Source organism: Azospirillum sp. A26, from assembly GCF_042604635.1.
In the GTDB taxonomy this organism is placed as follows: Bacteria; Pseudomonadota; Alphaproteobacteria; order Azospirillales; family Azospirillaceae; genus Azospirillum; species Azospirillum palustre.
This window is the reverse complement of the sequence record NZ_CP170472.1, coordinates 1,798,704-1,824,439: the sequence shown is the minus strand read 5'-3', so window position 1 is coordinate 1,824,439 and position 25,736 is coordinate 1,798,704. Positions and strand designations below refer to the sequence as shown.

Annotated in this window: 25 protein-coding genes and 1 pseudogene; 9 read left to right on the top strand and 17 right to left on the bottom strand. The window is 68.5% G+C overall.

Annotated elements, in window-relative coordinates; all coding sequences use genetic code 11:
- Positions 1-4 precede the first annotated feature (4 nt).
- From ABNQ39_RS09265 to ABNQ39_RS09210, 12 genes and pseudogenes are all read right to left on the bottom strand, one after another.
- The gene (locus tag ABNQ39_RS09265) at positions 5-310 is read right to left on the bottom strand and encodes an STAS domain-containing protein (RefSeq protein ID WP_376957064.1); all 306 of its coding nucleotides are present in this window, start codon (positions 308-310) and stop codon (positions 5-7) included.
- Positions 311-360: 50 nt separating this feature from the next.
- Positions 361-1,041 (bottom strand): annotated as a pseudogene (locus ABNQ39_RS09260) (methyl-accepting chemotaxis protein); the annotation flags it as partial.
- 504 nt (positions 1,042-1,545) lie between these two features.
- The gene (locus ABNQ39_RS09255) at positions 1,546-2,613 is read right to left on the bottom strand and encodes a protein-glutamate methylesterase/protein-glutamine glutaminase (protein ID WP_376957062.1); all 1,068 of its coding nucleotides are present in this window, start codon (positions 2,611-2,613) and stop codon (positions 1,546-1,548) included.
- A gap of 3 nt (positions 2,614-2,616) precedes the next feature.
- Positions 2,617-3,279, bottom strand: a complete 663-nt coding sequence (locus ABNQ39_RS09250) for a chemotaxis protein (RefSeq protein ID WP_376957060.1) — start codon at positions 3,277-3,279, stop codon at positions 2,617-2,619.
- A gap of 3 nt (positions 3,280-3,282) precedes the next feature.
- The gene (locus tag ABNQ39_RS09245; protein WP_376957058.1) at positions 3,283-4,203 is read right to left on the bottom strand and encodes a CheR family methyltransferase; all 921 of its coding nucleotides are present in this window, start codon (positions 4,201-4,203) and stop codon (positions 3,283-3,285) included.
- A 34-nt stretch (positions 4,204-4,237) separates the two neighbouring features.
- Complete coding sequence (locus ABNQ39_RS09240) at positions 4,238-6,787, bottom strand: methyl-accepting chemotaxis protein (RefSeq protein WP_376957056.1); 2,550 nt, start codon at positions 6,785-6,787, stop codon at positions 4,238-4,240.
- A 67-nt stretch (positions 6,788-6,854) separates the two neighbouring features.
- The gene (locus ABNQ39_RS09235) at positions 6,855-7,394 is read right to left on the bottom strand and encodes a chemotaxis protein CheW (RefSeq protein WP_098739194.1); all 540 of its coding nucleotides are present in this window, start codon (positions 7,392-7,394) and stop codon (positions 6,855-6,857) included.
- A gap of 9 nt (positions 7,395-7,403) precedes the next feature.
- The gene (locus ABNQ39_RS09230) at positions 7,404-9,734 is read right to left on the bottom strand and encodes a chemotaxis protein CheA (RefSeq protein ID WP_376957054.1); all 2,331 of its coding nucleotides are present in this window, start codon (positions 9,732-9,734) and stop codon (positions 7,404-7,406) included.
- Between the two features lie 34 nt (positions 9,735-9,768).
- Complete coding sequence (locus tag ABNQ39_RS09225) at positions 9,769-10,146, bottom strand: response regulator (protein WP_109048963.1); 378 nt, start codon at positions 10,144-10,146, stop codon at positions 9,769-9,771.
- Positions 10,131-10,445 carry an STAS domain-containing protein gene (locus ABNQ39_RS09220; RefSeq protein WP_098739197.1) on the bottom strand — a complete coding sequence of 105 codons (315 nt, stop codon included), beginning with the start codon at positions 10,443-10,445 and terminating at the stop codon, positions 10,131-10,133. The genes ABNQ39_RS09225 and ABNQ39_RS09220 overlap by 16 nt, the downstream gene beginning before the upstream one ends.
- 184 nt (positions 10,446-10,629) lie before the next feature.
- Positions 10,630-11,136, bottom strand: a complete 507-nt coding sequence (locus tag ABNQ39_RS09215) for an RNA pyrophosphohydrolase (protein WP_376957051.1) — start codon at positions 11,134-11,136, stop codon at positions 10,630-10,632.
- 20 nt (positions 11,137-11,156) lie between these two features.
- Entirely contained in the window at positions 11,157-11,900 is a 744-nt protein-coding gene (locus ABNQ39_RS09210; protein WP_376957049.1) for a sulfite exporter TauE/SafE family protein, read from the bottom strand.
- Between the two features lie 195 nt (positions 11,901-12,095).
- Here ABNQ39_RS09210 and ABNQ39_RS09205 point away from each other — a divergent pair, with 195 nt between their 5' ends.
- The 9 genes from ABNQ39_RS09205 (at position 12,096) to ABNQ39_RS09165 (ending at position 21,615) form a co-directional block, all read left to right on the top strand.
- Complete coding sequence (locus tag ABNQ39_RS09205; protein ID WP_376957047.1) at positions 12,096-13,370, top strand: glutamate-5-semialdehyde dehydrogenase; 1,275 nt, start codon at positions 12,096-12,098, stop codon at positions 13,368-13,370.
- Positions 13,351-14,061, top strand: coding sequence for a nicotinate-nucleotide adenylyltransferase (locus ABNQ39_RS09200; RefSeq protein ID WP_376957045.1), 711 nt, complete (start codon positions 13,351-13,353; stop codon positions 14,059-14,061). The genes ABNQ39_RS09205 and ABNQ39_RS09200 overlap by 20 nt, the downstream gene beginning before the upstream one ends.
- On the top strand, positions 14,058-14,504 hold the full coding sequence (gene rsfS, locus ABNQ39_RS09195; protein WP_376957043.1) for a ribosome silencing factor: 447 nt from the start codon (positions 14,058-14,060) through the stop codon (positions 14,502-14,504). Before ABNQ39_RS09200 ends, rsfS begins: the two co-directional genes overlap by 4 nt.
- Before the next feature lie 37 nt (positions 14,505-14,541).
- Positions 14,542-15,000, top strand: a complete 459-nt coding sequence (gene rlmH, locus ABNQ39_RS09190) for a 23S rRNA (pseudouridine(1915)-N(3))-methyltransferase RlmH (RefSeq protein ID WP_376957041.1) — start codon at positions 14,542-14,544, stop codon at positions 14,998-15,000.
- 89 nt (positions 15,001-15,089) lie between these two features.
- Positions 15,090-16,667, top strand: a complete 1,578-nt coding sequence (gene gpmI / locus ABNQ39_RS09185) for a 2,3-bisphosphoglycerate-independent phosphoglycerate mutase (protein ID WP_376957039.1) — start codon at positions 15,090-15,092, stop codon at positions 16,665-16,667.
- A 204-nt stretch (positions 16,668-16,871) separates the two neighbouring features.
- Entirely contained in the window at positions 16,872-18,269 is a 1,398-nt protein-coding gene (locus ABNQ39_RS09180; protein ID WP_376957036.1) for a murein hydrolase activator EnvC family protein, read from the top strand.
- Positions 18,270-19,712 (top strand): S41 family peptidase, encoded by a 1,443-nt coding sequence (locus ABNQ39_RS09175; RefSeq protein ID WP_376957034.1) that lies wholly within the window; start codon positions 18,270-18,272, stop codon positions 19,710-19,712.
- Positions 19,713-19,727: 15 nt separating this feature from the next.
- Entirely contained in the window at positions 19,728-20,903 is a 1,176-nt protein-coding gene (locus ABNQ39_RS09170) for a divergent polysaccharide deacetylase family protein (RefSeq protein ID WP_376957032.1), read from the top strand.
- 133 nt (positions 20,904-21,036) lie between these two features.
- A complete protein-coding gene (locus tag ABNQ39_RS09165; protein ID WP_376957030.1) occupies positions 21,037-21,615 on the top strand; it encodes a hypothetical protein in 579 nt (192 codons plus the stop codon).
- A gap of 22 nt (positions 21,616-21,637) precedes the next feature.
- On the opposite strand, the gene ABNQ39_RS09160 is transcribed toward ABNQ39_RS09165, so the two are convergent.
- From ABNQ39_RS09160 to rplU, 5 genes are all read right to left on the bottom strand, one after another.
- Complete coding sequence (locus tag ABNQ39_RS09160; RefSeq protein ID WP_376957028.1) at positions 21,638-22,285, bottom strand: HAD family hydrolase; 648 nt, start codon at positions 22,283-22,285, stop codon at positions 21,638-21,640.
- Between the two features lie 2 nt (positions 22,286-22,287).
- A complete protein-coding gene (proB, locus tag ABNQ39_RS09155; RefSeq protein ID WP_376957026.1) occupies positions 22,288-23,427 on the bottom strand; it encodes a glutamate 5-kinase in 1,140 nt (379 codons plus the stop codon).
- Positions 23,417-24,724, bottom strand: coding sequence for a GTPase ObgE (obgE, locus tag ABNQ39_RS09150; RefSeq protein ID WP_376957024.1), 1,308 nt, complete (start codon positions 24,722-24,724; stop codon positions 23,417-23,419). Before obgE ends, proB begins: the two co-directional genes overlap by 11 nt.
- 162 nt (positions 24,725-24,886) lie before the next feature.
- Entirely contained in the window at positions 24,887-25,174 is a 288-nt protein-coding gene (gene rpmA / locus ABNQ39_RS09145) for a 50S ribosomal protein L27 (protein ID WP_098739208.1), read from the bottom strand.
- Between the two features lie 56 nt (positions 25,175-25,230).
- Complete coding sequence (gene rplU, locus ABNQ39_RS09140) at positions 25,231-25,548, bottom strand: 50S ribosomal protein L21 (protein ID WP_012974890.1); 318 nt, start codon at positions 25,546-25,548, stop codon at positions 25,231-25,233.
- Positions 25,549-25,736 lie beyond the last annotated feature (188 nt).

The window sequence follows — 25,736 nt, the reverse complement described above, 5'->3', positions numbered from 1 at the left end:
GGGATCAGTCCTCGATCTGGACGATCTTGGCGATCTGCGCCACGGTCAGCACCCGTTTGACCTGACCGGTGGCGCCGCGCAGGATGAACTGCTTGGCGGCGCGCTCCATCTCCTCCCGCGCGATCAGAAGCATGCCGATGCCGGCGGAATCGACGAATTCGAGCGACGACAGGTCGAGCACCTGACGCTTGAGCTTGTTCTGCCCCATTTCGCCGATCAGTGCCCGTAACTTCGCGTGGTCGTTGAAGGTCAGCCGACCGCGCAGGCGGATCACCGCCTCCTGATCGCGCACTTCGATCCCGTAGTCCATAGGGCAGTCTTTCCGCAAATGTGGTTCAGTGTACAGGCGGGGGCACCGCGCTAGAAGAGTTCAATATCACCGCCAGCGCTGCTTCCCCCTGCGGCATCAAGGTCAAGCACGCCGTTTTCGTCCAGGGCCGTGCCTTCCAGCAGCAGCCTGCGCACGAAGCGCTCGCGCATTTCGCTCAGCGTGAAGCGGCCCATCAGCTGGTTCAGCCATTCCTGCGGTTCGCGTGCGCCGATGGCGGGCGGCACCTGGGCGCGGATCCTGGTTTCCAGTTCTCCCAGCCCGGCGCTCATGATGGCGAGGCTGTCGTTGATCGCCTCGATCCGCTGCTTGGTCAGGTCCTGGAACTGCATGCCGGTGATGACGTGCGCGATGGTGGACGACATGTCGGACGACACCGATGCCGCCGTCTCCAGCACCGACTGGAAATGGTTGGTCTGCTCTACCAGGCTGTCCATCGTCTTGTCGACGCGTTCCTTGGCCAGCATCTGCGGCGACATGTCGGTGTTGGCGATCTGGCGCAGGATGTCGTGGCCGTTGCGCACGCCCTTCACCACGGCGGTGACGGTGCCGCGCATGCGGTCGGCCAGCTCGCCGGTGGAGCGGGAGAGGTGCCGCACCTCCTGCGCCACCACGGCGAAGGTCCGCCCGGCCTCGCCGGCGCGGCTGGCCTCGATGGTCGCGTTCAGCGCCAGGAAGTTGGTCTGGCGGTTGATGCCGTCGATGTCGCCGATCGACTTCTCCAGCTCGGCCACGTCCTTCTGCACGTCGTCCAGCAGATAGACCATGCTCATGGCATGGCGCGACAGGGTGACGATGTTGGTCACCATGTCGGTGATCACGTCCTGCATGCCGACGACCAGCCTGTCGAGCGGCACCCGCTCGCCGTCGATGTCGACCGACCCGGCCATGTCGACGATCTGGGCCACCCGCTCGGACTGCTCCAGCGCCTTCCGGGCCAGTTCGCGGAAGCGCTCCGACAGGTCGAGGGTGGATGTCTCCACATGGTCCGAGGTGCGCGTCAGCTCGCCCTGCACGATGTCGAGCGTGCGGCGCTGCACGTCGGCGAAGCCGAGCCAGGTGGACAGAAGCTCCGCGGTGACCGCGAGCTTGGCGTCGCCGTCCGGCGTCGCGGAGACGTCCCGGGGCGCGGCATTCCGGGGGCCGGTCTGGACGGCGTCGTGGGCAGCGGACTTGAACATACTGATGCTCCTTGGAAACTCTACCCGGATCCCCGATCAGGTCGGGGTGGTGCGGGGGCGTTCGCCGACGGCGTCGAAGGCGCGCAGCATTTCGGCGGGGATTTGGGCGAGCGGCAGTTCGACCGCGACCGCGCCGGCCTCCCTGGCGGCGCGCGGCATTCCATAGACGACGCAGCTCGATTCCTGCTCGCCGATGGTGAAGGCGCCGGCCTCATGCATGGCCTTCATGCCGATGGCGCCATCGCGGCCCATGCCGGACAGGATGACGCCGACGGCGTTGTTGCCGGCCGCCTTGGCGACGGAGGCGAACATCACGTCGACCGACGGGCGGTGGCCGCTCACCGCGGGGGTGTCCTGGATGTGGCAGACGAAGCCGGCGGTGTCGCGGACGATGGCGAGATGGCGGTCGCCGGGGGCGATCAGCACCAGCCCCTGGGCCGGGCGGTCGCCATGGACGGCGACCCGCACGGTGGGGGCGGACAGCCGGTCGAGCCGCGCCGCGAAGCTGGGCACATAGCTGGGCCCCATATGCTGGGTGATGACGATGGGCGGGCAGTCGGCCGGCATGGCGGCCAGCACGTCGCGGATGCGCTCCACCCCGCCGGTCGAGGCGCCGACCGCGATCAGCCGCTTGCCCGAGCCGGCGCGCCGCGGCGTCGGCAGGACGCCATGGGCGGCAGCCGGGCGGCGCATGGTCAGGCGCGCGGTGGCGGCGACGCGGATCTTGGAAACCAGCTCCATCGCCGTCGCCTCGAAGCCCTGCCCCTCGGAGCCGCCGGGCTTGGCGACGCAGTCCACCGCCCCCAGCTCCAGCGCGCGGATGGCGGCGTCCGACCCTTCGCGGGTCAGGGAGGAGACCATGATGACCGGCGTCGGCCGCAGGGTCATGATCTTCTCCAGGAAGGACAGCCCGTCCATCTTCGGCATCTCGACGTCCAGCGTGATGACGTCGGGGTTGGTGGCCTTGATGACCTCGCGCGCTTCGAAGGGGTCGCGGGCGACCCCGGCCACCTCCATCCCCGCCTCCCGGGTCAGGATGTCCTTCAGCATCTCGCGCATCAGCGCGCTGTCGTCGACGATGACGACACGGATCGGTCTGGTCATGGGTCAGCTCCCTTCCGGATCGGCGGGGGTGAACAGTTCGACCTCACCCTCCTCGGGGGCCTGGCTCAGGTGCGTGATGAAACGCCGTTCGCGGGTGACGGTGTCGGCCGCCGCCTCCGGCCGCAGCAGGCGGCGCAGCGCGCGTCCGCTGTGCGGGAAGTAATGCACCCGCCGGGCGGAGCCTCCGCCCAGATCGTGGCCGGCCAGCGTCAGCCCCTCCGTCCGCACGTAATCCAGCGCGAAGCGGCAGTTCAGCCCGCCGATGTCGTAGCTCGATTCGATGACGCGCCCGCCGCCGAACAGCTTGACTTGCAGGCGCTGGCGTTCGGCACCGGCGGCCAGCAGCGCGTTGATCAGCCGCTCCATGGCGACGGAGCCGTAGCGCGCGGCCATGCCGGCCCCCTCAAGCTCGCTCGCCGGCAGGTCGGGCAGCATGAAATGGTTCATGCCGCCGATGCCGCGCACCGGATCATGGATGCAGGCCGCCACGCAGGAGCCCAGCGTCGTCGCGATCATCAGGTCGGGACGGTCGCTGACCGCCTGCTGGCCCAGCCCGATCTTGACGGTGTCGGCGTTGAATTCCCGGTTGAAGTAGCGCCCGCTGCCCATGCGGTTGCGGAGCGTCGGGCTGGCTGGCTCCTGCCGGGGGAGGGGTTCGGCGTTCATCGCTCACTCCCTCCGGTAGATGGTCGGACCGGCCTGCCGGAACAGGTTCGACACGCCATACAGGCTCTCCGAATGGCCGAGGAACAGATATCCGCCGGGGCGGAGCATCCGGGCGAAGTTCTCTATCACCTGCATCCGGCCGCGGCGGTCGAAATAAATCAGGACATTGCGGCAAAAGATCGCGTCGAACGGGCCGGACATCGGCCAATGTTCCAGCAGGTTCAGGGGCTTGACGGTCACGAGGCGCTTCAGCTCCTCGCCCATCTCCACCGCCGGCTCGCCGCCCAGCCGGGTGTCGGTGGTGAAGCGCTGGCGGATTGCCGGAGGGATGCCGGTGGCGCCCGAAATCGGATAGATGCCGCGCCGGGCGGCTTCCACCATGTGGGTGTCGATGTCGGTGGCGAGGATGCGGGCATCCCAGCGGCGCAGCTCCGCCCCTATGGCGGAAACCAGAACCATCGCCATGGTGTAGGGCTCCGGTCCTGAGGAGCAGCCGGCCGACCACAGCCGCAGCCGCGGTTTCGGCTTGTGGGCGTTCAACGCCCGCAATTCGGGCAGGACGGTGGAGGCGAGGAAGTCGAAATGATGCGATTCGCGGTAGAAGCTGGTCAGGTTGGTGGTCAGCGCATTGACCAGGAAGCCGATCTCGTCGGCCACGCCCTCGCTTTGCAGCAGGGCGCAATAGGCGTCGAAATCGGGCAGCCGCAGCTCGCGCAGGCGGCGCGCCAGCCGGGCATAGACCATCTCCGCTTTATGCGGCGCCAGCGCGATGCCGGCCAGCTGATAGAGCAGGCCGGCGATCAGGTCGAAATGGTGCCGCTCGAAATGGAATTCGCGCGCGCCACCGAACACCGCCGCCGGCGCCGCCGGGGGGCGGCGCAGCGTCTCGGGTTCGGTCAGTGAGGCGGGCGAGCGGTCGGTCATCGCGGCACCGGGGGCATCGTCAAGAGAGCTCGGGTCAGGCGGATCGGCGATCGAGGGTGAAGAAGGTCATCTGCTGGCGCAGCTGGTCGGCCTGATCCTCCAGCGAGCGGGCGGCGGCAGTGCTTTCCTCCACCAGGGCGGCGTTCTTCTGGGTCATCTCGTCCATCTGGGCGATGGCGATGTTGACCTCGTCGAGGCCGGACGCCTGCTCGGCGGTCGCCCGCGCGATTTCCGACACCAGATCGGCGACGCGGCCAATGCCCGACACGATCTCCGTCAGGGAGCTGCCGGCCGACCGCACGAGGTCGACGCCATCGCGCACCTGACCCCCGCTGTCCAGGATCAGCGCCTTGATCTCCTTCGAGGCCTGGGCGGAGCGCTGGGCGAGCTGCCGCACCTCCTGCGCCACCACGGCGAAGCCGCGCCCGGCATCGCCGGCCCGCGCCGCTTCCACCGCCGCGTTCAGCGCCAGCAGGTTGGTCTGGAAGGCGATCTCGTCGATCACCCCGATGATGTCGGAGATTTTCTGCGACGACTGTTCGATCCTGCGCATCGCCTCCACCGCGCTGGTCGCCACCTGCCCGCCGCGCGAGGCCGCGGCGCGCGCCTCGGTGGCGTAGCCGTTGACCTGCTGGGCGTTGTCGGCATTGGAGCGCACGGTGGCGGCGAGCTGTTCCATGCTGGCCGCGGTCTCCTCCAGCGAGGAGGCCTGCTGTTCGGTCCGCTCCGACAGGTCCATGCTGCCCTCCGCCACTTCGCGGCTGGCGACGGCGATGGAGCCGGCGGCATGGTCGATGCGCTGCACGATCTCCGACAGATGAGCGACCGTGCCGTTGAAATCGTCCTTCAGCCGCTGGAACACGCCTTCATACTGCTTGTCGATGCGGCTGGTCAGGTCGCCGCGCGACAGCGATTCCAGCACCGTTGCCAGATCCTCGGTGACGGCGGCGATGTTCCCGGACAGGCGGTTGATGCCTTCGCTGACCAGCCGGAAGAAGCCGCTCTTGCCGTCCAGCGGGATGCGGTGGGTGAAGTCGCCGCGCACGGCATTCTCCACCATGGCGCCGATCTCCGCCTCGATCGCCAGCTCCTCGGTCAGGTCGCGCCATTCGACGACGGTGCCGAGCCGCTCGCCCTGGCGGCTGACCACCGGGTTGGCGATGACCTGGAAGGTGCGGCCGCCGGTCTTGGCCAAGCCGCGATGGGTGTGGGTCAGATCGGTCAGCAGGCGGCGCTGGTGGGTTGGGTCGCGGTGGAAAGCGTCGAAATTCTGTCCGACCAGCTTGCTCGAGTCGAAGCCGGGCAGCGCGGTGCGCAGGTCGGCCTCGGCATGGCGGAACATTGCTGTGATCGAGTCGTTGGCGTAGAGGATGCGGCCGTCGGCATCGGCCATCATGATGTTGGCAGACACCCGTTCCAGCGCGATGCGGGAGCGCAGGGCCTCCACCGCCTCGTCCTTGAAGGCGTCGACGGCGCGGGCCATGTCGCCCAGCTCGTCCTGCTGGCCGGTGTGGGGAACGCTGACCGACAGCTTGCCCTCGGTCAGTTCGGTCATCACCCGGCGGATGCCGGTGACCGGCCCGACGATGGAGGCGGCGATGCGGTTGGCCGCGACGATGCCGATCACAAGCGACAGCAGGCCCAGCCCGACCGTCAGGCGGATGGTGAAGGCGGCCTCGCTGCCGGCCTCCTGCTCGATGACCCTGGAGCCGGCGGCGATGGAGGCGACGATGCCGTCGATGGCGCGGTTGACCGCCGACGCGGCGGTGACGAGGTCGTCGGTGCGGCGCTTGGCCTCGTCATTGGCGGCGACGATCTCGCGGAAGGCGCTGCGGTATTCGGCGGCGCGGGCGTCGACCTCGCGCAGGGCAACGGACAGGGCGGCATTGTTTTGCAGCAGGGCGGACAGACGGGCGATCCCGTCGCCCATCGCCTTGCCTTCCGCCTCCACCTGGGCGACGGCGGCCGGATCGCGCAGGCCGATGGCGCGGTTGGCGTAGAAGCGGGTCATCAGCCAACGCTTCTCCACCTCCTGCATGCCGAAAGCGATGTCCTTGTCGCCGGAGGCGTTGGCCGCGGCCACCGCCTCTTCCAGCCGCTTGGTCACCTGGGTGCCCAGCGGGTCCATGCGCTCGTGCAGCGTCCGGTCGGCACGCTCGCGCACGGTCCGCACCGCGTCGAATTTCTCGTGGTAGGCGCCGTGCAGGCTGTTGAGGTCGGCGAACGCGGCGGCCTGGGGGGAAGCCTTCATCATGGCCTGCCGGTCCGACATCGCCGATTCGAACTCCCCGCGCAGGACGCGCAGCCGCTCCAGCGCCTCGGTGGTGCCGAGATTGATGTATTCCCGGGTTTGCAGCCGTTGCGCCCCCAGGCGGCTTTCCAGATCCTTGGCGAAGACGGCGAGGTCGCCCGACGCGATGACGCTGTCGATCCGCCGGTTCAGCCCGTCCAGCCCATAGATGCCGGTGCCGGACTGGGCGGCGATCAGAACCAGCAGCAGGCCGAAGACCAGCCACAGCCGCTTGGCGATGCGCATGTTGCTGAGGAAGTTGCCGGATTTGGCAATCGTACCGTCGGTGGCCATCGCTGACGTTCCCTCTTTTTATGGCTTCTCGTTGTGGCCTGCGTCGCCGGGGGATCGCCAACCGGTATCAGGTCGGCTCCAGCGCCGCGCGGGTGGCGTCCTGGTCGACATGCTCGCCGGCGAACAGCTTCCCCACATTGAGCAGGGTCACCATCCGGTTCTCGGCGGTGTAGAGGCCGCTGAGATACTCGGCGTCGACCAAACCGCTGTCGACATCGGGCGGCGGCTTGATGGCGTCGTGGCCGATGGCGAGGATGTCGGAAATGGCGTCGACCAGGATGCCGCGCGTTCGCTCCCCCACCTGCATCACCACCACGACATGGCGCTTCGTCACCTGGGTCAGGCCACCGCCGAAGCGGGCCCGCAGGTCGAAGATCGGGATGATGATGCCGCGCAGGTTGATCACGCCGCGGACATAGTCGGGAAGATTGGGCAACCGGCTTTCCGGCGTCCAGCCGCGGATTTCCCTAACTGCCAGGATGTTGACGCCGTACTCCTCGCTGCCGACGGTGAAGGTGACGTACTGCTCCTCGCTGCCGTTCGCGGCGCCGGCCGGCTGGAGATCGGTGCGGGAGCTGACAGGGGCGATTGCGGTGGAACTGCTCATCGCTGAACCTCAAACCGTTTGGCGTTGATGCTGGTCGGACTTGTCCGCCGGGGCGGGCAGGGACGGGGAAGGCGGGGGGCTGCCGCCGGAGGCGCTGCCAGTGCCGGCGCCGGTGCCTGAACCATGGCGGCTCATTTCGCGCAGGCCCGCCACGTCCAGGATCAGGGCGACCCGGCCGTCGCCCAGGATGGTGGCGGCGGCGACGCCGTCCAGCCGGCGGAAGTTGGATTCCAGGCTCTTGATGACGACCTGCTGCTGGCCCAGCACCTCGTCCACCACAAGGCCGAGGCGGGAGCCGTCCTCCGTCTCCACCAGCACGACCAGCCCCTTGGTGGCGTCGTCGATAGCCTTGGGGATGCCGAACAGCCGGTGCAGATGGACGAGCCGGACATATTCGCCGCGCGCCATCATGACGTCGCACTTGTTGACCAGCCCATGCAGGTCGGCGGGTTTGGGGCGCAGGCTTTCGACGATGTTGGTCAGCGGCAGGACGAAGCGCTCCTCCCCGACCGAGATCACCATACCGTCCAGCACCGCCAGCGTCAGCGGCAGCGACAGGACGAAGCGGGACCCTTCGCCCGGTGTCGAATAGACGCCGATCCGTCCGCCCAGGCTGGAGATGTTCCGCCGCACCACGTCCATGCCGACGCCGCGGCCCGACAGGTTCGACACCTGATCGGCGGTGGAGAAGCCGGGCAGGAAGATCAGGTGGTCGATCTCCTCGTCCGACAGGCTGGCACCCGGCTGCACCAGACCCTTCTCGATGGCCTTCGACAGCACCTTGGCACGGTTGATGCCGCGGCCGTCGTCGGTCACCTCGATTACGATGCGGCCCGACCGGTGGGCGGCCGACAGATGCACGGTGCCGGCGCGCGGCTTGCCGACGCGCTCCCGCTCCTCCGGGCCTTCCAGACCATGGTCGATGGAGTTGCGGATCATGTGGGTCAGCGGGTCGACGAGGTTCTCCACCACCGTCTTGTCGACCTCCGTCGTCTCGCCGGTGGTGACCAGCATCACCTCCTTGCCGGTCACGGCGGCGCATTCGCGCACCAGCCGCGGCATGCGCGAGAAGACGCTGGAAACCGGCTGGGCGCGGATCGACATCACGCTTTCCCGCAGTTCGCGGGTGTGCTGGGCGAGGCCTTCCAGCCCCTCCAGCAGTTCCTGGAACTGGCCCGGCGGCAGGTCGCGCAGATGCTCGGCGATCATCGCCTGGGTGATGACCATCTCGCCGACCATGTTGACCAGCCGGTCGATCTTGTCGAGATCGACGCGGATGGTGTGGGCGGTCGGCCCGGCATGATCGCTGCCGCCGTTCGTCCGCTTGGCGCCGTCGCCGGGCTTCGCCGCGCCCGCCGCGCCCGACGTGGTGGCGGCCGGAGTGGCGGTCGGGATGGCCGGTGCGGCTGCGGGGGCAACCGGCTCCGGCAGGTTGGCGGCAGGGGCGGGCGTGACCGGCTCCGCCGACGGAATAATCGCGGGGGCGATGATCGCCGGCGGGGGAGCTTCGGCGCTGATGCGGATGTCGCAGTCGTCGGCGACGAACTCGAACACGTCGTCGATCCGGGCGCGGTCCACCTGCGGGTCGGCCAGCAGCGTCACCGTCCAGGACAGGTGCAGCAGTTCAGCATCGAGGTCGCGCAGGGAGGGCAGCCTGTCCAGATGGCAGACCACTTCCGCTTCGCCCAGGCGGCGCAGGGCGCGCAGCATGTAGGTCGGCTCGTTGCCCGACAGCAGCAGTTCGGCCTTCGGACGGAAAACGATGGTCCAGCGGACCTTGCCTTCGGGAACGGGGCCGGCGGCGGACCCGGGCTGATCGTCGCGCGCGGCCTGGATCGCCGCCAGCGCGTCGCCGAAGATGCCGGCCTCGTCATCCTCGTCGTCGGGATAGAAGCCTGCGACGGCCTGGATGGCGGCGGGCGATGCGGCGGGGCCCCCGTCCGCCGGCTCCCCGGTCTTGTCCAGGAAGCGGCGGAGGGCGGCGACGGTGTCGTCGGTGGTGCCGGCCGGCGCCTCGGTCTCGTCGGCGGCGTGGGCCAGCAGGCGGGCCAGCACGTCGTTGGCGCGGATCAGCGTGTCGACCAGTTCGGTGCTGACCGGAATCTCGGCGTTGCGCACGCCGTCCATCACCGTTTCGAATTCATGCGCGAAGGCGACGAGGTCGTTGAAGCCGAAGGCGCCGCCGCCGCCCTTGATCGAATGGACGGCGCGGAAGATCGCGTTCACCTCGTCCATGTCGATTTCGCCGGGGGCGAGGCGCAGCAGCCCGGCCTCGGCGACCGCCAGGAGTTCGGCGCTCTCGTCGAAGTAGGTCTGTTTGAAGCGGCTGAGATCGTCCACGGCTGCACCTCTCCCTGAATCCGACGGCTTGCGGTCAGCCGCAGACCTTCTGCACCACCGACACCAGCTTGTCGGGGTTGAAGGGCTTCACGATCCAGCCGGTGGCGCCGGCGGCGCGGCCCTCCGCCTTCTTGCTCTCGTCCGCTTCGGTGGTCAGCATCAGGATCGGCAGGGTGCGGTGGGCCGGGATGGCGCGCAGCCTGCGGATCAGGGTCAGCCCGTCCATCACCGGCATGTTCAGGTCGGTGATGACCAGATCCACCTTGTTGGTGGCGATGGCGCTCATCGCCTGCTGGCCGTCGGCGGCTTCCACCACGTCATAGCCGGCGCCCCGCAGGGTGAAGGACACCATGTCGCGCATGGTGCGCGAATCGTCCACCGTCATCACTTTCTTCTTCACGCTCGGCTCCATTGCTTCAGCCAGGCGGCGAGTCCCAGATCCTCGCACGCTTCGGACAGGACCTCGGACGGGGCGGCGAGGACGAAGGCGGCCCCGCGCTCGGCCGCATCGCGGGCGGCGACGACCAGCGCCTGGATGCAGGCGGCGCTGATGCGTTCCACGGCGTCGGCCTGGACGGTGACGTCGGCCGACGCCTTGAAGGCGGCGCGCAAACTGTCCAGCAGAGGTTGCGCCATGGGCAAATCGAGGTCGCTCGGCAGGCCCAGGCGGAGCCGGCCGTCATCCTCCTCCGTCCACTTGATCAGCGACACGCCACCCCTCCGTCTACGGCAGGCACATTCTTGCGCATTCCGGTTGCAGCAGCGACGTTGCCAGACTGCGTCTCAAGGATTCGTTAAGCGCAAGCTTCGGACGGAGGGGGCGGCGGCGGGAAGTTGGGGATAACCGCAATCAAAAATGGGACATGGTGGAGGGGCAGGCCGCCGGCAGGATATGTCAGCCTTTTACCGGCGCGATCAGCGGACGGAATTCGGCCAGGACGGACTCATAGACCGGGCGCTTGAAGGCGACGATCAGGCCCGGCAGTTCTTCCGCGTCGATCCATTTCCAGGCGTCGAATTCCGGGTGGTCGGTGTCGAGCCGGATGTCCGCCTCGTCGCCGGTGAAGCGGGCCAGCATCCACATCTGCTCCTGCCCGCGCCAGCGGCCCTTCCACACCTTGCCCAGCAGGTCGTCGGGCAGGTCGTAGCGGTGGGGGGCAGCGGTCATGGCGATGAACTCCGCCTTTGCCGTGCCGATTTCCTCCTCCAGCTCGCGGAAGGCGGCGATGCGGGCATCCTCGCCATCGTCGATGCCGCCCTGGGGCATCTGCCAGTCGGCCTCCGACCCACAGCGCCTGGCGACGAACACCTCGCCGCGGTCGTTCAGCAGCATGATGCCGACACAGGGGCGGTAGGGAAGGGAGTCGCGATCAACAGGGGGGCGGTCGATGGGGGCGGTCATGCCGGCGGGCTCCGTTCGGGTCAGGCTTTCGTGAGGAAGAAATAGACGGTCATCGCCGCCCCAACCAGGATCACCAGCTTGCGCAGGACCGGCGGTGGGATGTGGCGGGCGACCGAGGCGCCGGCATAGCCGCCGGCCATGGCGGCGACCAGCATGATCAGCGCCTCCGTCCAATAGACCGCGCCGCCGGCGACGAAGGCCGCCACCGCCACCGCATTCAGGCAGCCGGAGACCAGGGACTTCAGCCCGTTCATCGCATGGAGGTCGGTCAGGCCGAAGACACCGAGCGTCGCCAGGATCAGGATGCCGATGCCGCCGCCGAAATAGCCGCCATAGACCGCGATCAGGAATTGCACCGCCAGCACCGTGCCGTGGCCGATGGTGAAATTCCGCCGGATCCAGGCCGAGGCCGTCGGGCCGATGGCGAACAGCAGCGTGGCGAACAGCAGCAGCCACGGCACGATGACCTCGAAGGTCCGCTGCGGCGTCCACAACAGCAGAAGCGCGCCCAGCAGTCCGCCGACGAGGCTGATGCCGAGGAAGGAGGGCAGGTGGACCTCGCGGATGCGTCCCAGTTCCCGCCGGTAGCCGAAGGCGCTGGCCAGCGCGCCGGGCGACACCGCGACGGTGCTGGTGGCGTTGGCGTTCAGCGGCGGCACGCCGGCCAGGATCAGCGCCGGGAAGGTCAGGAAGCTGCCGCCCCCGGCCACGGCGTTCAGCACGCCGGCACAGAAGGCGGAGACGATCAGCAGCAGCGTCAGCATGTCACCCTACCCGAAACCTTGTGGCCCGAAAGCCTTGTGACCCGAAAACCGTGCCCGGCGCAGCCGGCGCGTTGCGTTTTGCACACGCCCGCCCATACCGCAACGCCGAAGTCCCACAACCACGCGGCTTTCGCAACCCCGAACAATTCGTTAAGGTCGTCGTCCCTTCAACGGATAGAGTGTCCGGAGACCTCCATGTCCGCCCTGCTCGACACCACCGACGCCCTGCACGACCAGATGATCGCCCTCGGCCGCGCCGCCCGCGCCGCCGCGGCCGCGCTGGCGACTGTGCCAGGACCGTCAAAGGATCGGGCGCTAAGGGCGGCGGCGGCGGCCATCCGCGCCCGCGCCGCCGAGATCAAGGCCGCGAATGCCGAGGACATGGCGAGCGCCCGCGACCTGTCCGGTCCCATGCGCGAACGGCTGATGCTGGACGACACGCGCATCGAGGCGATGGCCAAGGGCCTTGAGGACATCGCCGACTTCCCCGATCCCATCGGCGGCGTGCTGGCGGAGTGGACGCGGCCCAACGGTCTGCGCATCCAGCGCGTCCGCGTACCGCTGGGCGTCGTCGGCATCATCTATGAAAGCCGGCCCAACGTGACGGCGGATGCCGGCGGCATCTGCCTGAAGTCGGGCAACGCCGCCATCCTGCGCGGCGGTTCGGAGAGCATCCGCTCGTCCCGCGCCATCGCCTCCTGTCTGGCCCAGGGCCTGCGCGAGGCCGGGCTGCCGGAGGCGGCGATCCAGCTGGTGCCGACCACCGACCGCGCCGCCGTCGGCCACATGCTGACCATGCGCGACTACATCGACGTCATCATTCCGCGCGGTGGCAAGTCGCTGATCCAGCGCATCGCCGACGAGAGCCGGGTGCCGGTCATCAAGCATCTGGACGGCAACTGCCACGTCTATGTCGATGCCGCCGCCGACCTGGAGAAGGCGCGCAAAGTGGTGCTGAACGCCAAGATGCGCCGGACCTCCATCTGCGGCGCCGCCGAGACGCTGCTGGTCGACCGTGCCATCGCCGACACGGCCCTGCCGGTTCTGGTGAAGGACCTTCTGGATTCCGGCTGCGCGGTGCGCGGCGATGCGGCGGCCCAGGCGGTCGATCCGCGGGTGACGGCAGTAGCGCCGGAGGATTGGGATACCGAGTATCTCGACGCCATCATCGCCTGCGGCGTGGTGGACGGGGTGGACGGGGCCATCGACCACATCGACGCCCACAGCTCCCACCACACCGAATCGATCCTGACCGAGGATCCGGCGGTGGCGGAGCGGTTCCTGTCCCGTGTGGACAGCGGCATCGTGCTGTGGAACGCCTCGACCCAGTTCGCCGATGGCGGCGAGTTCGGCATGGGGGCGGAGATCGGCATCTCCACCGACAAGTTCCACGCCCGCGGCCCGGTGGGTGCGGAGCAGCTGACCAGCTACAAGTATGTCGTGCGCGGCGATGGCCAGACGCGGCCTTAAAATCGACGCCCTTCCCACCATTGAAACCCTCTCCCCCTGGGGAGAGGGTAATCGCTCCGCGTTGAGGTTGGGAACGGATCGTGCGCCCCACCTCTATTCCGGCCCGCTCTATGCCGGTCTGACCGTCGGCATTCTCGGGGGGTCGTTCAATCCGGCCCATGCCGGGCACCGGCACATCAGCCTGTTCGCGCTGAAGGCGCTGGGGCTCGACCGCGTCTGGTGGATGGTCAGTCCGCAAAACCCGCTGAAATCCACCTCCGGCATGGCGTCGCTGCCCGAACGGCTGGCGGAGGCGCGGGGCGTCGCCGCCCATCCGCGGATCGAGGTGACGGCCATCGAGACCGCGCTCGGCACCCGCTACACCGCCGATACGCTGGCCAAGCTTCAGCGCCGCTTCCCCAAAACCCGCTTCGTCTGGTTGATGGGGGCGGACAATTTGCGGCAAATTCCACGCTGGAAGCACTGGAATCGAATCTTCGACTCGGTGGCCGTTGCGGTTTTCGCCCGTCCAACCTATTCTCTTGGTGCGTTGAGCGGCAAGGCCGCCCAGCGCTACACCCGTCGGCGGGTGTCGGTGTCCGGGGTAAAAGGGCTGGCGCGCCGCAGGCGGCTGGCCTGGGCGTTCTTACGCAACCCCTTGCACCCGGCCTCGGCGACGGCGATCCGGCAGGCACGGGCCGCCGGGTCGTGAAACCGTTGCAAGAGGTTGGAGCCATCACCACGCACACCGAAACGGCCGCGACCGCTCCGCGGCCAGCCGCCGTTCCCCAGATCCTGGAACCGCAGGACCTGAAGGCGCTCATCCAGGCGTCGCTCGACGCCGACCAGGCAGATGACGTGACCGTCATTGATCTCGCCGGGAAAACCACCTTCGCCGATTACATGATCGTGGCGTCGGGCCGCAACACGCGGCACATCGGTGCCATGGCGATGAAGCTGGCCGAAAAGCTGAAGCAGGCCGGCGTCCGCGGCGTCGAGATGGAAGGCATGGCCCAGTGCGACTGGGTGCTGGTCGATGCCGGCGACGTGATCGTCCACCTGTTCAAGCCGGAAGTCCGGACCTTCTACAACATCGAAAAGATGTGGGGTCTGGAACTGCCGACGCCGTCGGGCACGGCGCGGCTGAGCGCCTGACGGGCAGCAGGCGGAAACGACGGCGGAGGGCCGCATCATGCGTCTGTGGCTCGCCGCCGTTGGGCGGTCGCGGGGTGGACCGACCCGCGACCTGTTCGACGAGTATGTCGGACGGCTCGGCTGGCCCTTCACCCTGAAGGAGGTCGAGGTGAAGAAACGCCTCTCCTCCGACGAATTGAAACGGCAGGAGGCCGAGCTGCTGCTCGCCGCCGTGCCGGCCGGCGCCATCGTCGTGGCGCTGGACGAACGCGGCAAGGCGCTGCCCAGCGAAAGTTTCGCCGCGAAGATCGGTGACTGGCGCGACCGCGGCGCCGGCGATCTCGCCTTCCTGATCGGCGGTGCCGACGGCCATGGCGACGCGGTGCGCGCGCGGGCCAACTTCCTGCTCGCCTTCGGGCCGATGACCTGGCCCCACATGCTGGTGCGCGGCATGCTTGCGGAGCAACTCTATCGCGCTCAACAAATTCTTGCCGGTCACCCCTATCACAGGTCCTGATTCCGAGCGTCGCATCCGGCGCACGGAAAAGCGCCGGAGCTGAAAACACAAAACTCCGAGACCACAACCTTTCGAGAAAGGTAAGCGCGATGACCGAGACCAACCGACCCCGCCCCGTCGTCCTCTGCATCCTGGACGGCTGGGGCTATCGCGAGGAGCGGTCCGACAACGCGATTGCGCTGGGCGAGACCCCGAACTGGGATCGCCTGTGGTCGGCCGAACCGACGGCCTTCCTCGACGCCAGCGAGGAGGAGGTCGGCCTGCCCAAGGGCCAGATGGGCAACTCCGAGGTCGGGCACATGAATCTCGGCGCCGGCCGGGTGGTCATGCAGGATCTCGTGATGATCGACCACGCCATCGTCGAGGGCGAGCTTGAGCGCAACGCGGCGCTGAACGATCTGGTCAAGGAGATGCACAAGACCGGCGGACGCGTCCACCTGATGGGCCTGCTGTCGCCGGGCGGCGTCCACTCGCACCAGGACCACATCGCCGCGCTGGCCGGCGTGCTGTCGCGCGAGGGTGTGCCGGTGGCGGTCCATGCCTTCACCGACGGCCGCGACGTTCCGCCGCAGAGCGCCAAGGACCAGGTCGCCGAGTTCATGGCCGACGTCTTCGAACTGCCGGGTGTCGAGGTGGCGACCGTCATCGGCCGCTATTACGCGATGGACCGCGACAAGCGCTGGGACCGTGTCGCAAAGGCCTATGCCGCGATGACCAGGGCGGAGGGCGAGCGCGCCGCCGACCCAATCCAGGCCATCGAGCAGAGCTATGCGGCCGACAAGCATGACGAGTTTATCCTGCCGACGGTGATCGGCGATTACGCCGGCATGAAGGACGGCGACGCCATCCTGATGGCGAACTTCCGCGCCGACCGCGCCCGCGAGATCCTGGCCGCCTATGTCGAGAAGGATTTCGACGGCTTCCCGGTCGCCAGCTCCCCTGCGGGTGGCGCGCCGAAGCTGGCCGCCGTGGTCGGCATGGTCGAATATTCGTCGGCGCTGGCGAAGCTGATGACCACCATCTTTCCGCCCAAAACCCTGACCAAGGTGCTGGGCGAGGTGGTTTCCGAGGCCGGATTGAAGCAGCTGCGCATCGCCGAGACGGAGAAGTATCCGCACGTCACCTTCTTCTTCAACGGTGGCGAAGAGCGGGTCTATGAGGGCGAGGACCGCATCCTGGTGCCGTCGCCGAAGGTCGCCACCTACGATCTCCAACCGGAGATGTCGGCCTCGGAAGTGACCGCCAAGCTGGTCGGCGCCATCGATTCTGGCAAGTACGACCTGATCGTCGTCAACTTCGCCAACCCCGACATGGTCGGCCACAGCGGCATGCTGGATGCCGCCATCAAGGCGGTGCAGGCGGTCGACGGCAGCGTCGGTCAGGTGGAGGCCGCGGTGCGCCGTGCCGGCGGCACCATGCTGATCACCGCCGACCACGGCAACTGCGAACTGATGAAGGACCCGGAGACCGGCGGTCCACACACCGCCCACACGCTGGACAAGGTTCCGCTGGTGCTGGTCAACGGTCCGGCCGGCGCCCGCATCGACAGCGGCCGTCTGGCCGACATCGCCCCGACGCTACTCGACCTGCTGGGCCTGCCCAAGCCGACCGAGATGACCGGCCGCAACCTGCTGGTCCGCACCGCCGCCCGCGCGGCGGCGGAATAACGGATGGCGCGGAGCGGCCCCTTCGCCCTTGATGCCCCCTCTCCCCCCCGGGAAGAGGGTCGGGGTGAGGGGGGCGCGTGGCGTGGAGTTGCTAGAATCTCGGCGCTTGGTCCTGCATCTCGACTTACATCCTGCAATGCATCCCCCTCACCCAGCCCTCTCCCCGGGGGGGAGAGGGGATCCGCCGGGGGAAGAGTATTTGGAGTGGGAGGGGAACTGTTCGCCAGCTTCGTCGTCATCGCCGGCCTGATCCTTGCCCAGCCGGCAAACGCCCAATCCGAAGCCCCCAAGGACACCCTCAAGCGGGTCGAGCAGCAGCTTCAGACCGGCAAGCAGCGCCAGCAGCAATTGGAACGCCAGTCCCAGGCGCTCCAGACCGAACTCGACACCCTGCGCGGCCGGCTGATCGCGCTGGCCGATCAGGCGCGCGGGCAGGAACAGACGCTCGACCAGCTGGAAGACTCGCTCACCGCCCTTGAGGGGGAGGAGCGCGAGCGTTCCGCCGGTCTCGACGCCGAACGCCAGCAGATCGCCACCTTGCTGGCCGCCCTCCAGCGGCTGGCGCGAATTCCGCCGGAGGCGGCGCTGGCCCGGCCGGAAAGCCCTGTGGACACCCTGCGCTCCGCCTTGCTGCTGCGCGACGCGGTGCCGGCGCTGAAGGCGCGGGCCGATGCGCTGTCCCAGGCGTTGACCGCGCTGGCAGACACCCGCGGCAAGCTGGTCGACCAGCGGGCGAAGGCATTGGCGGCGCGGGTGGCGCTGACCGAAAAGCAGGACGAGATGAACCGCCTGATCGCCCGGCGCGAGGAGCTGTCGCGCCAGACGGAGGAGGAACGCGTCCAGGTCGGCCAGCGCATGGCGGACCTGTCGGGGCAGGCCACCGATCTCCGCCAGCTGATGGAGCGCATCGAGGCCGAACGCCGCGCCGCCATCGAGGCCGCCGCTCGCCGCGAAGCCGAGCGGCGCGAGGCGGAACGCAGGGAAGCCGCCAAGCGCGAAGCGGAAAAGCGCGAGGCCGAACGCCGGCTCGCCGCCCAGAAGGAGGCGGAGCGTAAGGAGGCCGAACGAAAGCTGGCCGAACTGCGCGCCGCCGAACAGAAAATCGCCGAGCAGAAGGCTGCCGAGGAAAAGCGCGCGAAGGACGAAGCCGCCAGGGAGGCGGCACGCGAACGCGAGCTGGCCGCGAAGTCTCCGGAGGACGGTCCGCCGGCCGTCTCCGGCATGGTCCTGCCGGCTGCCGGCAAGCTGACGACCCGCTTCGGCGAGGCCGACCGATATGGCGCGACCAGCCGTGGCGTGACGGTCCAGACCCGGGCCGGAGCGGCCGTGGTGGCGCCGCGCGGCGGCACCATCGTGTTCGCCGGCCCGTTCAAAGGCTATGGCCTCATCTTGATCGTGGAACACGGCAACGGATATCATAGTTTGATTGCGGGTTTGGGCCGGATCGAAACGGCCGTCGGGCGTAAGGTGGCCAGCGGGGAACCGCTGGCGGTCATGCCGCCGGACGGCAATCCGGATCTCTATTTCGAGCTGCGACGAAACGGCCAGCCGATCAATCCGCAACGCGGGTTCGGCGCCCCGGAGGGGAAAGGACAAGGGTAGATGAGGATGTTCAAGCGCGCCGCAACGGCGGCAGCTCTGGTGTTTCTGGGCGCCGGCGTCGCCACCGTCACTGCTCAGTCCAGCAATTCGTCGGACACCTACCGGCAGCTGAACCTGTTCGGCGACGTCTTCGAGCGCGTCCGCGCCGAGTATGTCGAGCCGGTGACCGACGAACAGCTGATCGAATCGGCGATCAACGGGATGCTGACCTCGCTCGACCCGCATTCCAGCTATCTGAACAAGAAAAGCTTCCAGGATATGCAGGTCCAGACCCGCGGCGAGTTCGGCGGGCTGGGCATCGAGGTGACGATGGAGAACGGCCTGGTGAAGGTCGTGTCGCCCATCGACGACACCCCGGCCTTCCGCGCCGGCCTGCAGCCGGGCGACCTGATCGTCCAGCTGAACGGCGAGGCGGTGATGGGCCTCAGCCTGAACGAGGCGGTGGAGAAGATGCGCGGGCCGGTGGGCAGCGAGCTGAAGGTCACGGTCCGCCGCGGCGAGGCGGGCGAACCCTTCACCGTGTCGCTGACCCGCGCCGTCATCAAGGTGCAGTCGGTCCGCTTCCGCACGGAGGGCGACATCGGCTATGTCCGCATCACCAGCTTCAACGAGCAGACGCAGAGCGGGCTGGAGAAGGCGATCTCCTCCATCCAGCAGCAGCTGGGCGACAAGCTGAAGGGCTTCGTGCTCGACCTGCGCAACAATCCGGGCGGTCTGCTCGACCAAGCGGTCTCGGTCTCCGACACCTTCCTGGAGAAGGGCGAGATCGTGTCGACCCGCGGCCGGCGCGCCGAGGAGGGCACCCGCTTCAACGCCAAGCCGGGCGACCTGATCAAGGGCATGCCGCTGGTGGTGCTGATCAACGGCGGGTCGGCCTCGGCCTCGGAAATCGTCGCCGGCGCCCTGCAGGACCACAAGCGCGCGATCATCATGGGCACCCAGAGCTTCGGCAAGGGATCGGTGCAGACCATCATCCCGCTGCCCGGCCATGGCGCCATGCGTCTGACCACGGCGCGCTACTACACGCCGTCGGGACGCTCGATCCAGCAGCTCGGCATCACCCCGGACATCGAGGTGCATGTCGCCAAGGTGGAGGACCTGGACAAGAACGTCATCCGCCGCCGCGAGGCCGATCTGAAGGGCGCGCTGGTCAACCCCGACGCCGCCAACAAGGCACCGCGTCCGGCCACCACCAACCCGGCCGCTCCCGGCACGCCCGCCGCCCCGAACCCGGCAGCGCCGGCTCCGGGACCGGGCGCAGGTGCCGCTCCGGCGGCGCCCGGTGCGGCGCCCGGCGCTGCCCCTGCTCCGGGTGCCGCTCCCGCCCCGGCCGAGGGTGCGGCGGCGGAGGGGGCGGAGCCGCCCTTCGACTTCCAGCTCGCCCGCGCGCTGGATCTGCTGCGTGGCGTCGCCCTGTTCCAGCAGCGCTCCGCGGCGCGCTGACCGGAGCGAACGACGGTGAAGGCTCCCGCCCTGCTCGGTCGTCTGCGGTTCGATGTCCGGGGCCTGCGCCCCGGGCTCGGCTGGCTGCGCCGTTTCCGTCGCAATGGAGACGACCCGGCAGGGCGGCCGCGCAAGCCGCTTTCCAAAGCCCTGCTGGGTGCCGTCGCCGTGGTGGCGGTCGCCTATGCCGGCTTGGCCGGTTGGCTGGCGCTGAACGGCGGGGCGACGCGGGACGCGTGGCAGGCGTCGATTCCGTCGACGACGGTGGCGGTCGCCCCGCTGCCGCCGCCACCGCAGCCGGAGCCCAAGGTTGCCGCCCCGGCGGTTCCACCGCCGTTGCCGACCGATGCCGCCCCGCTGCCGCTGCCGGGTGTTCCGGCGGCGGCGGTGACGCTGGTCCCGGCCCCGGTGCCGGGATTGGTGGAGGACAGCCGCAACGGCCCGCTGCCGCGCATTGCCCAGGACGGGCGCAAGCCCTGGCAGGTCTATGCCCGGCCATTCCCGGCGACCGACAAGCGGCCGCGCATCGCCATCGTGATGTCCGACCTTGGACTCAGCGGCGTCACCACCGGCAATGCGCTGGCGAAGCTGCCGCCCGGCATCACGCTCGCCTTCCTGCCCTATGCCGAGCGGCTGGACGACTGGGTCGAGCGTGCCCGCACCAAGGGGCACGAGGTGATGCTGTCGGTGCCTATGGAACCGCTGAACTATCCGCGCGACGATCCCGGTCCCAATGCGCTGCTGACCATGCTCGGCCCCGACCGCAACATGGAGCGGCTGGAATGGTCGCTGGGCAAGGCGGTGGGCTATGTCGGCATCACCAGCACCACCGGCAGCAAGTTCACTGCCAACCCGGCGGCGATGCAGCCGGTGATCGACGCGCTGAAGGCCCGCGGCCTGCTGCTGGTCGATGCCCGCGCCAATCCCAAGAGCGTCGCCGGGCCGCTCGCCAATCTGGCCGGCGTGCCGCGGGCGCTGGGCGACCGCGTCATCGACCGCGACCTGTCGCGCGGCGCCATCGACGACCAGTTGCGCGAGTTGGAAGAGATTGCCAAGACCAACGGCGCCGCCGTCGGTTTCGCTTCCCCCTATCCGACGACGATCGAGCGCCTCAATCTCTGGATGACCGCTCTGGCCGATCGTGGCATCGCGCTGGCCCCGGTGTCGGCTGTGGTCAATATCCAGAAGTAGCGCGCCAACCGGCTCCGCACTCCATCCGCTTGAATGCGACAACGCGCGCCGGGCGGATGCACGCCTGCGCCTTGCGCGACTGCGTCCTATGCGGGAATATCCACGCCGGCTTTCGAATTGGCGGAGAGGGCGGATGTTTCATCCGGAAGCGCTGGAGCCCATTGTTGCGTTCCTGCGCGGCATCGGCATGCCGGTGGAGTATGGCGACGCTGCCCATGGCGGCTTCCTGCCCGGTGTGAACATCCAGGCCGGGGCTCTGCATGTCGATCCGGAGACGCTGCTGGGACCGGGCGACCTGCTGCATGAGGCGGGGCACATCATCGTCCTGCCGCGCCAATACTGGCCGTCGCTGGGGCGTGACGTGCAGGCGGACATCGACACCATCCTCGCCGACCAGACCGCGCGCGACGGCTCCCCCGACCCGATCCTGACCAGGGCCGCCCGCCAGGGCGAGTTCATGTCGCAGGCCTGGTCCTACGCGGTGGTCCAGCATTTGGGCCTGCCGCAGGAGTGTCTGTTCTTTCCCGGCTCCTACCGGTGCAGCGGCTATGAGGGCACCCACCCGATGCTGGCCTGGATCGAGCAGGGAACCCATTCCGGCCTGATCAATCTGGCGCAGGCGGACTTCACCGGCTATGCGGGGATGTTTGCCTTCATGGGCGACAACGGGCTCGCCCCGTTTCCGCAGATGGCCAAGTGGACGTTGGACTGAGGGTACGGTCGGCAGCGCCCTCTCACCCGCAAAGCGCATCCCAGTCCAGCGCCCCCGGATCCTCGACCAGATGGTCCACCGTGTCGAACACCACGGCGGGGTGCTGGGGCCAGGCGATGGTCAGCATGCCGGCAGCCTTGGCGCTGCGGGCGCCGGTGGGGCTGTCCTCGATCACCGCGCAGGCTTCCGGCGGCAATCCCAGCATCGTCGCCGCCAGCAGGTAGGGCTCCGGATGGGGCTTGCCGTTGGCAACGTCCTCGCGGGCGATGCTGAAGCGGAAATGCGGGATCGCCATCGCCCGCATGTTGGCGTCGACGATCATGCGCCCGCCGTTCGACACGCAGGCCTGGGCCAGCCCGCGGGCGGCGAAGGCCTCCACCAGGGCGAAGGCACCGTCGCGCGGGCGCACCCGGTCGACGTTGGCGACATACTGGGTGTTGATCTCGTCGGCCCAGGCAGGCAGGTCGATGGGGAAGGGGCGGCGGGCATGCAGGGCGGCGTAGATCTCGCGGAAGGCCACGCCATGCATCGATCGGCAGTCCTCCTCGCTCAGCTCATGGCCATAGCCGCGGCAGACGTCGACGGTGATCTGCTGGTGCCAGGGCTCGCTGTCCATCAGCGTGCCGTCGATGTCCCACAGGATGGCGCGGATCGGGCTGCGCGAAACCATGGTCACCGCACCACCAGATCGTCGCGGTGGATCATCTCGTCACGCCCCTGGTAGCCCAGGATTTCCGGGATCTCGGTGCTCTTGTGGCGCAGGATCTTGCGGGCGTCGTCGGCACTGTAGGCGACGAGGCCGCGGGCGACCTCGCGCCCCTCCTGCGTGCGGACGATCACCACGTCGCCGCGGTCGAAGTCTCCCTGCACGGCACTGACGCCGGCGGGCAGCAGGCTGGCGCCGTGGGACAGGGCGCGCATGGCGCCGTCATCGACCACCAGCACGCCGGTGGCGTTGACATGGCCGGCAATCCAGGCCTTGCGGGCGCTGGTCGGCTCGGCCGACGGCAGGAACCAGGTGCAGAGCGCGCCGCCATCCTCCGGCCGCAGCTCCAGCGCCGCCAGCGGGTTCATGCGCTTGCCCTTGGCGATGACCATGCGGCAGCCGGCCGACAGGGCGACGCGCGCCGCAGCGATCTTGGTCACCATGCCGCCGCTGCTGTAGCCGGGTGGCGGCTCGCCGGCCATGCCCTCGATCTCCGGCGTCAGTTCGCGCACGGTGGGGATATGGCGGGCGTCCGGGTCCTTGCGCGGGTCGGCGGTGTAGAGGCCGTCGATGTCCGACAGCAGCACCAGCGTGTCGGCGCTGACCATCTGCGCGACGCGGGCGGCCAGCCGGTCGTTGTCGCCGAAGCGGATTTCGGCGGTGGCGACGGTGTCGTTCTCGTTGATGACGGGAACCGCGCCCAGCTTCAGCAGCGTGTCGATGGTGTTGCGGGCGTTCAGGTGACGCCGCCGCTCTTCCGTGTCCTCCAGCGTCACCAGCACCTGGGCGACGGTCACGTCATGGCGGGCAAGCGTTTCCTGATAGGCGTGGGCAAGGCGGATCTGGCCGGTGGCAGCGGCGGCCTGCTTCTCTTCCAGCTTCAGCGCCCGGCCGACGAGGCCCAGATGCTCCCGCCCGCAGGCGACGGCGCCGGAGGTGACGATCACCACCTCCTGCCCGCGCTTGCGGCAGGCGGCGACATCGTCGGCCAGTGCGTCGAGCCAATCCCGGCGGATTTGCCGGGTTTCCCCGTCGACCAGAAGGGCCGAGCCGATCTTTACGACCAGCCGGCGGGATTCGAGAAGGGTAGGGGCGTCAAGCGCCATGGCGGGAGGTTCCGTCCGTATCGTCGTCCGAACCGTCCTCTTCGCCTTCCGGCTCCTCTCCGTCAAGAGCTTCGTCCGAGTCGCCTTCCTGCTCCTCACCCTCTTCGAGTTCGCCCTCTTCCAGGGCGTCCTCTTCGAAATCCTCGTCCTCGAGATCGTCTTCCTCGAGATTATCGTCCTCGCCGCCGACCCATTCGCCGGTTTCATCGTCCCACTGCATCTCGCCGTCGTCGGGCAGCTTCTGGCCGACCGGCGGGCGCGGGATGGAGCGGGTCGCCGGGGCGTTGATGACCTCGGGCTCTTCGGCCTTCGAGTCCTTGATGACGGTCAGCAGCCGGTACAGCACCTGCTTCACGCCCTGGCCGGTGGCGCCCGACAGCACCATGACCTCGGCGCCCGAAGCCTCCTCCAGCGCCGCCTTCTTCTCCTCGATCTCCTCGTCGAGCAGGGCGTCGGACTTGTTCAGCCCGATGACCTCCGTCTTGTCGGCGAGGTTGCCGCCATAGGCTTCCAGCTCGTTCCGGATCGTGCGGTAGGAGGCGACGACGTCGTCGGCCGTGCCGTCGATCAGGTGCAGCAGGATGCGCGAGCGTTCGACGTGACCGAGGAAGCGGTCGCCCAGCCCATGGCCCTCGTGTGCGCCCTCGATCAGGCCGGGAATGTCGGCGATGACGAACTCTTCGTCACCGGCGCGGACGACGCCCAGGTTGGGAGCCAGCGTGGTGAAGGGATAGTCGGCGATCTTCGGCTTGGCCGCTGTGGTGGCGGCCAGGAAGGTCGACTTGCCGGCATTGGGCAGCCCGAGCAGGCCGGCGTCGGCGATCAGCTTCAGCCGCAGCCACACCCACTGCTCCTGCCCGGGCCAGCCGGGGTGGAACTTGCGCGGCGCCCGGTTGGTCGGCGTCTTGAAGTGCGCGTTGCCGTGCCCGCCGTCGCCGCCGCGCAGGAAGACGCGGCGCTGTCCGGCCTCGGTCAGGTCGCACAGCACGGTTTCCTGGGTCTCGTCCAGGATTTGGGTCCCCACCGGCACCTTCAGGACGACATCCTCGCCGCGCGCGCCGTTGCGGTTGCTGCCCATGCCGTGATGGCCGCGCTGCGCCTTGAAGTGCTGCTTGTAGCGGTAGTCGATCAGCGTGTTCAGGCCGTCCGCCGCCTCGATGATCACGTCGCCGCCGCGACCGCCGTCGCCGCCGTCCGGGCCGCCGAACTCGATGAACTTCTCGCGCCGGAACGCCACGGCACCGGGGCCGCCGTCACCGCTCTTCAAGAACACCTTGGCCTGATCGAGGAACTTCATCGGGGGACCTTGCCCGTAAACGGAAGGGAAACCGGCGGCGGGACGGCACCGGACTGAAAACGAAAATCGGGGAGCCGGTCGCCCGGTCCCCCGATTTTATCCCACAAGCGTGCAGGCCTGCGACACAGGCCGCGCAACGACCTTACTGGTTGTTCGGCCCGATCACTCGGCGGCGACGGCCGGAACTTCCTGGTCGTTGGCCGGAACGACGTTCACGAAAGTGCGGCCGTTCGAGCTGTGCTTGAAGTAAACCTGACCGTCGGCCATCGCGAAGATGGTGTGGTCGCGGCCGAGGCCGACATTCTCGCCCGGGTGGAACTTCGTGCCACGCTGACGGACGATGATGTTGCCGGAGACGACCTTCTCGCCGCCGAAACGCTTCACGCCGAGACGGCGACCGGCGGAGTCACGGCCGTTGCGGGACGAGCCGCCTGCCTTTTTGTGTGCCATGGGGTGTTGCTCCTAATACTGAAGGTGCGCCTGGAAGCTTGACCGGAAGACCCGGATCAGGCCGCGCCGTTGATGCCGGTGATGCGCAGGACGGTCAGGTCCTGGCGGTGGCCGTTCTTACGGCGGTAGTTCTGGCGGCGCTTCTTCTTGAAGACGATGATCTTCGGGCCGCGATCCTGGGCGACGACCTCGGCGACAACCGAGGCGCCGGCCACGGTCGGGGTGCCAATGGTGGTGTTGCCTGCGTCGCCGACCATCAGCACGTCATCGAGCGTGATGGAGGCGCCAGCATCGGCCTCGAGCTTCTCAACACGGATCACGTCGCCATTGGCGACCTTGTACTGCTTGCCGCCGGTGCGGATCACTGCAAACATTGTCGTCACTGCCTATGTCAAAACAAACGGCGGGCTTCTCGCCCACCGTTCGATGCGCAAGCCCGTTCATGGGAGCGACGATCTATACTCAAGGTGGCCTGAGAGTCAACAGGGATACGGCCGAAAAGCTTCGCATTTTTCTGCAAAAAAGGCTTGCACGGCCGGGGGCGTTTATATAGGTTCCGCCC

Excerpts from the sequence above, each read along its gene's own strand:
- ABNQ39_RS09265 (WP_376957064.1), bottom strand. The coding sequence starts at position 310 with ATGGACTACGGGATCGAAGTGCGCGATCAGGAGGCGGTGATCCGCCTG.
- ABNQ39_RS09255 (WP_376957062.1), bottom strand. The coding sequence starts at position 2,613 with ATGACCAGACCGATCCGTGTCGTCATCGTCGACGACAGCGCGCTGATG.
- ABNQ39_RS09250 (WP_376957060.1), bottom strand. The coding sequence starts at position 3,279 with ATGAACGCCGAACCCCTCCCCCGGCAGGAGCCAGCCAGCCCGACGCTC.
- ABNQ39_RS09245 (WP_376957058.1), bottom strand. The coding sequence starts at position 4,203 with ATGACCGACCGCTCGCCCGCCTCACTGACCGAACCCGAGACGCTGCGC.
- ABNQ39_RS09240 (WP_376957056.1), bottom strand. The coding sequence starts at position 6,787 with ATGGCCACCGACGGTACGATTGCCAAATCCGGCAACTTCCTCAGCAAC.
- ABNQ39_RS09235 (WP_098739194.1), bottom strand. The coding sequence starts at position 7,394 with ATGAGCAGTTCCACCGCAATCGCCCCTGTCAGCTCCCGCACCGATCTC.
- ABNQ39_RS09225 (WP_109048963.1), bottom strand. The coding sequence starts at position 10,146 with ATGGAGCCGAGCGTGAAGAAGAAAGTGATGACGGTGGACGATTCGCGC.
- ABNQ39_RS09215 (WP_376957051.1), bottom strand. The coding sequence starts at position 11,136 with ATGACCGCCCCCATCGACCGCCCCCCTGTTGATCGCGACTCCCTTCCC.
- ABNQ39_RS09210 (WP_376957049.1), bottom strand. The coding sequence starts at position 11,900 with ATGCTGACGCTGCTGCTGATCGTCTCCGCCTTCTGTGCCGGCGTGCTG.
- ABNQ39_RS09205 (WP_376957047.1), top strand. The coding sequence starts at position 12,096 with ATGTCCGCCCTGCTCGACACCACCGACGCCCTGCACGACCAGATGATC.
- ABNQ39_RS09200 (WP_376957045.1), top strand. The coding sequence starts at position 13,351 with ATGGCCAGACGCGGCCTTAAAATCGACGCCCTTCCCACCATTGAAACC.
- rlmH (WP_376957041.1), top strand. The coding sequence starts at position 14,542 with ATGCGTCTGTGGCTCGCCGCCGTTGGGCGGTCGCGGGGTGGACCGACC.
- gpmI (WP_376957039.1), top strand. The coding sequence starts at position 15,090 with ATGACCGAGACCAACCGACCCCGCCCCGTCGTCCTCTGCATCCTGGAC.
- ABNQ39_RS09175 (WP_376957034.1), top strand. The coding sequence starts at position 18,270 with ATGAGGATGTTCAAGCGCGCCGCAACGGCGGCAGCTCTGGTGTTTCTG.
- ABNQ39_RS09165 (WP_376957030.1), top strand. The coding sequence starts at position 21,037 with ATGTTTCATCCGGAAGCGCTGGAGCCCATTGTTGCGTTCCTGCGCGGC.
- ABNQ39_RS09160 (WP_376957028.1), bottom strand. The coding sequence starts at position 22,285 with ATGGTTTCGCGCAGCCCGATCCGCGCCATCCTGTGGGACATCGACGGC.
- proB (WP_376957026.1), bottom strand. The coding sequence starts at position 23,427 with ATGGCGCTTGACGCCCCTACCCTTCTCGAATCCCGCCGGCTGGTCGTA.
- obgE (WP_376957024.1), bottom strand. The coding sequence starts at position 24,724 with ATGAAGTTCCTCGATCAGGCCAAGGTGTTCTTGAAGAGCGGTGACGGC.
- rpmA (WP_098739208.1), bottom strand. The coding sequence starts at position 25,174 with ATGGCACACAAAAAGGCAGGCGGCTCGTCCCGCAACGGCCGTGACTCC.
- rplU (WP_012974890.1), bottom strand. The coding sequence starts at position 25,548 with ATGTTTGCAGTGATCCGCACCGGCGGCAAGCAGTACAAGGTCGCCAAT.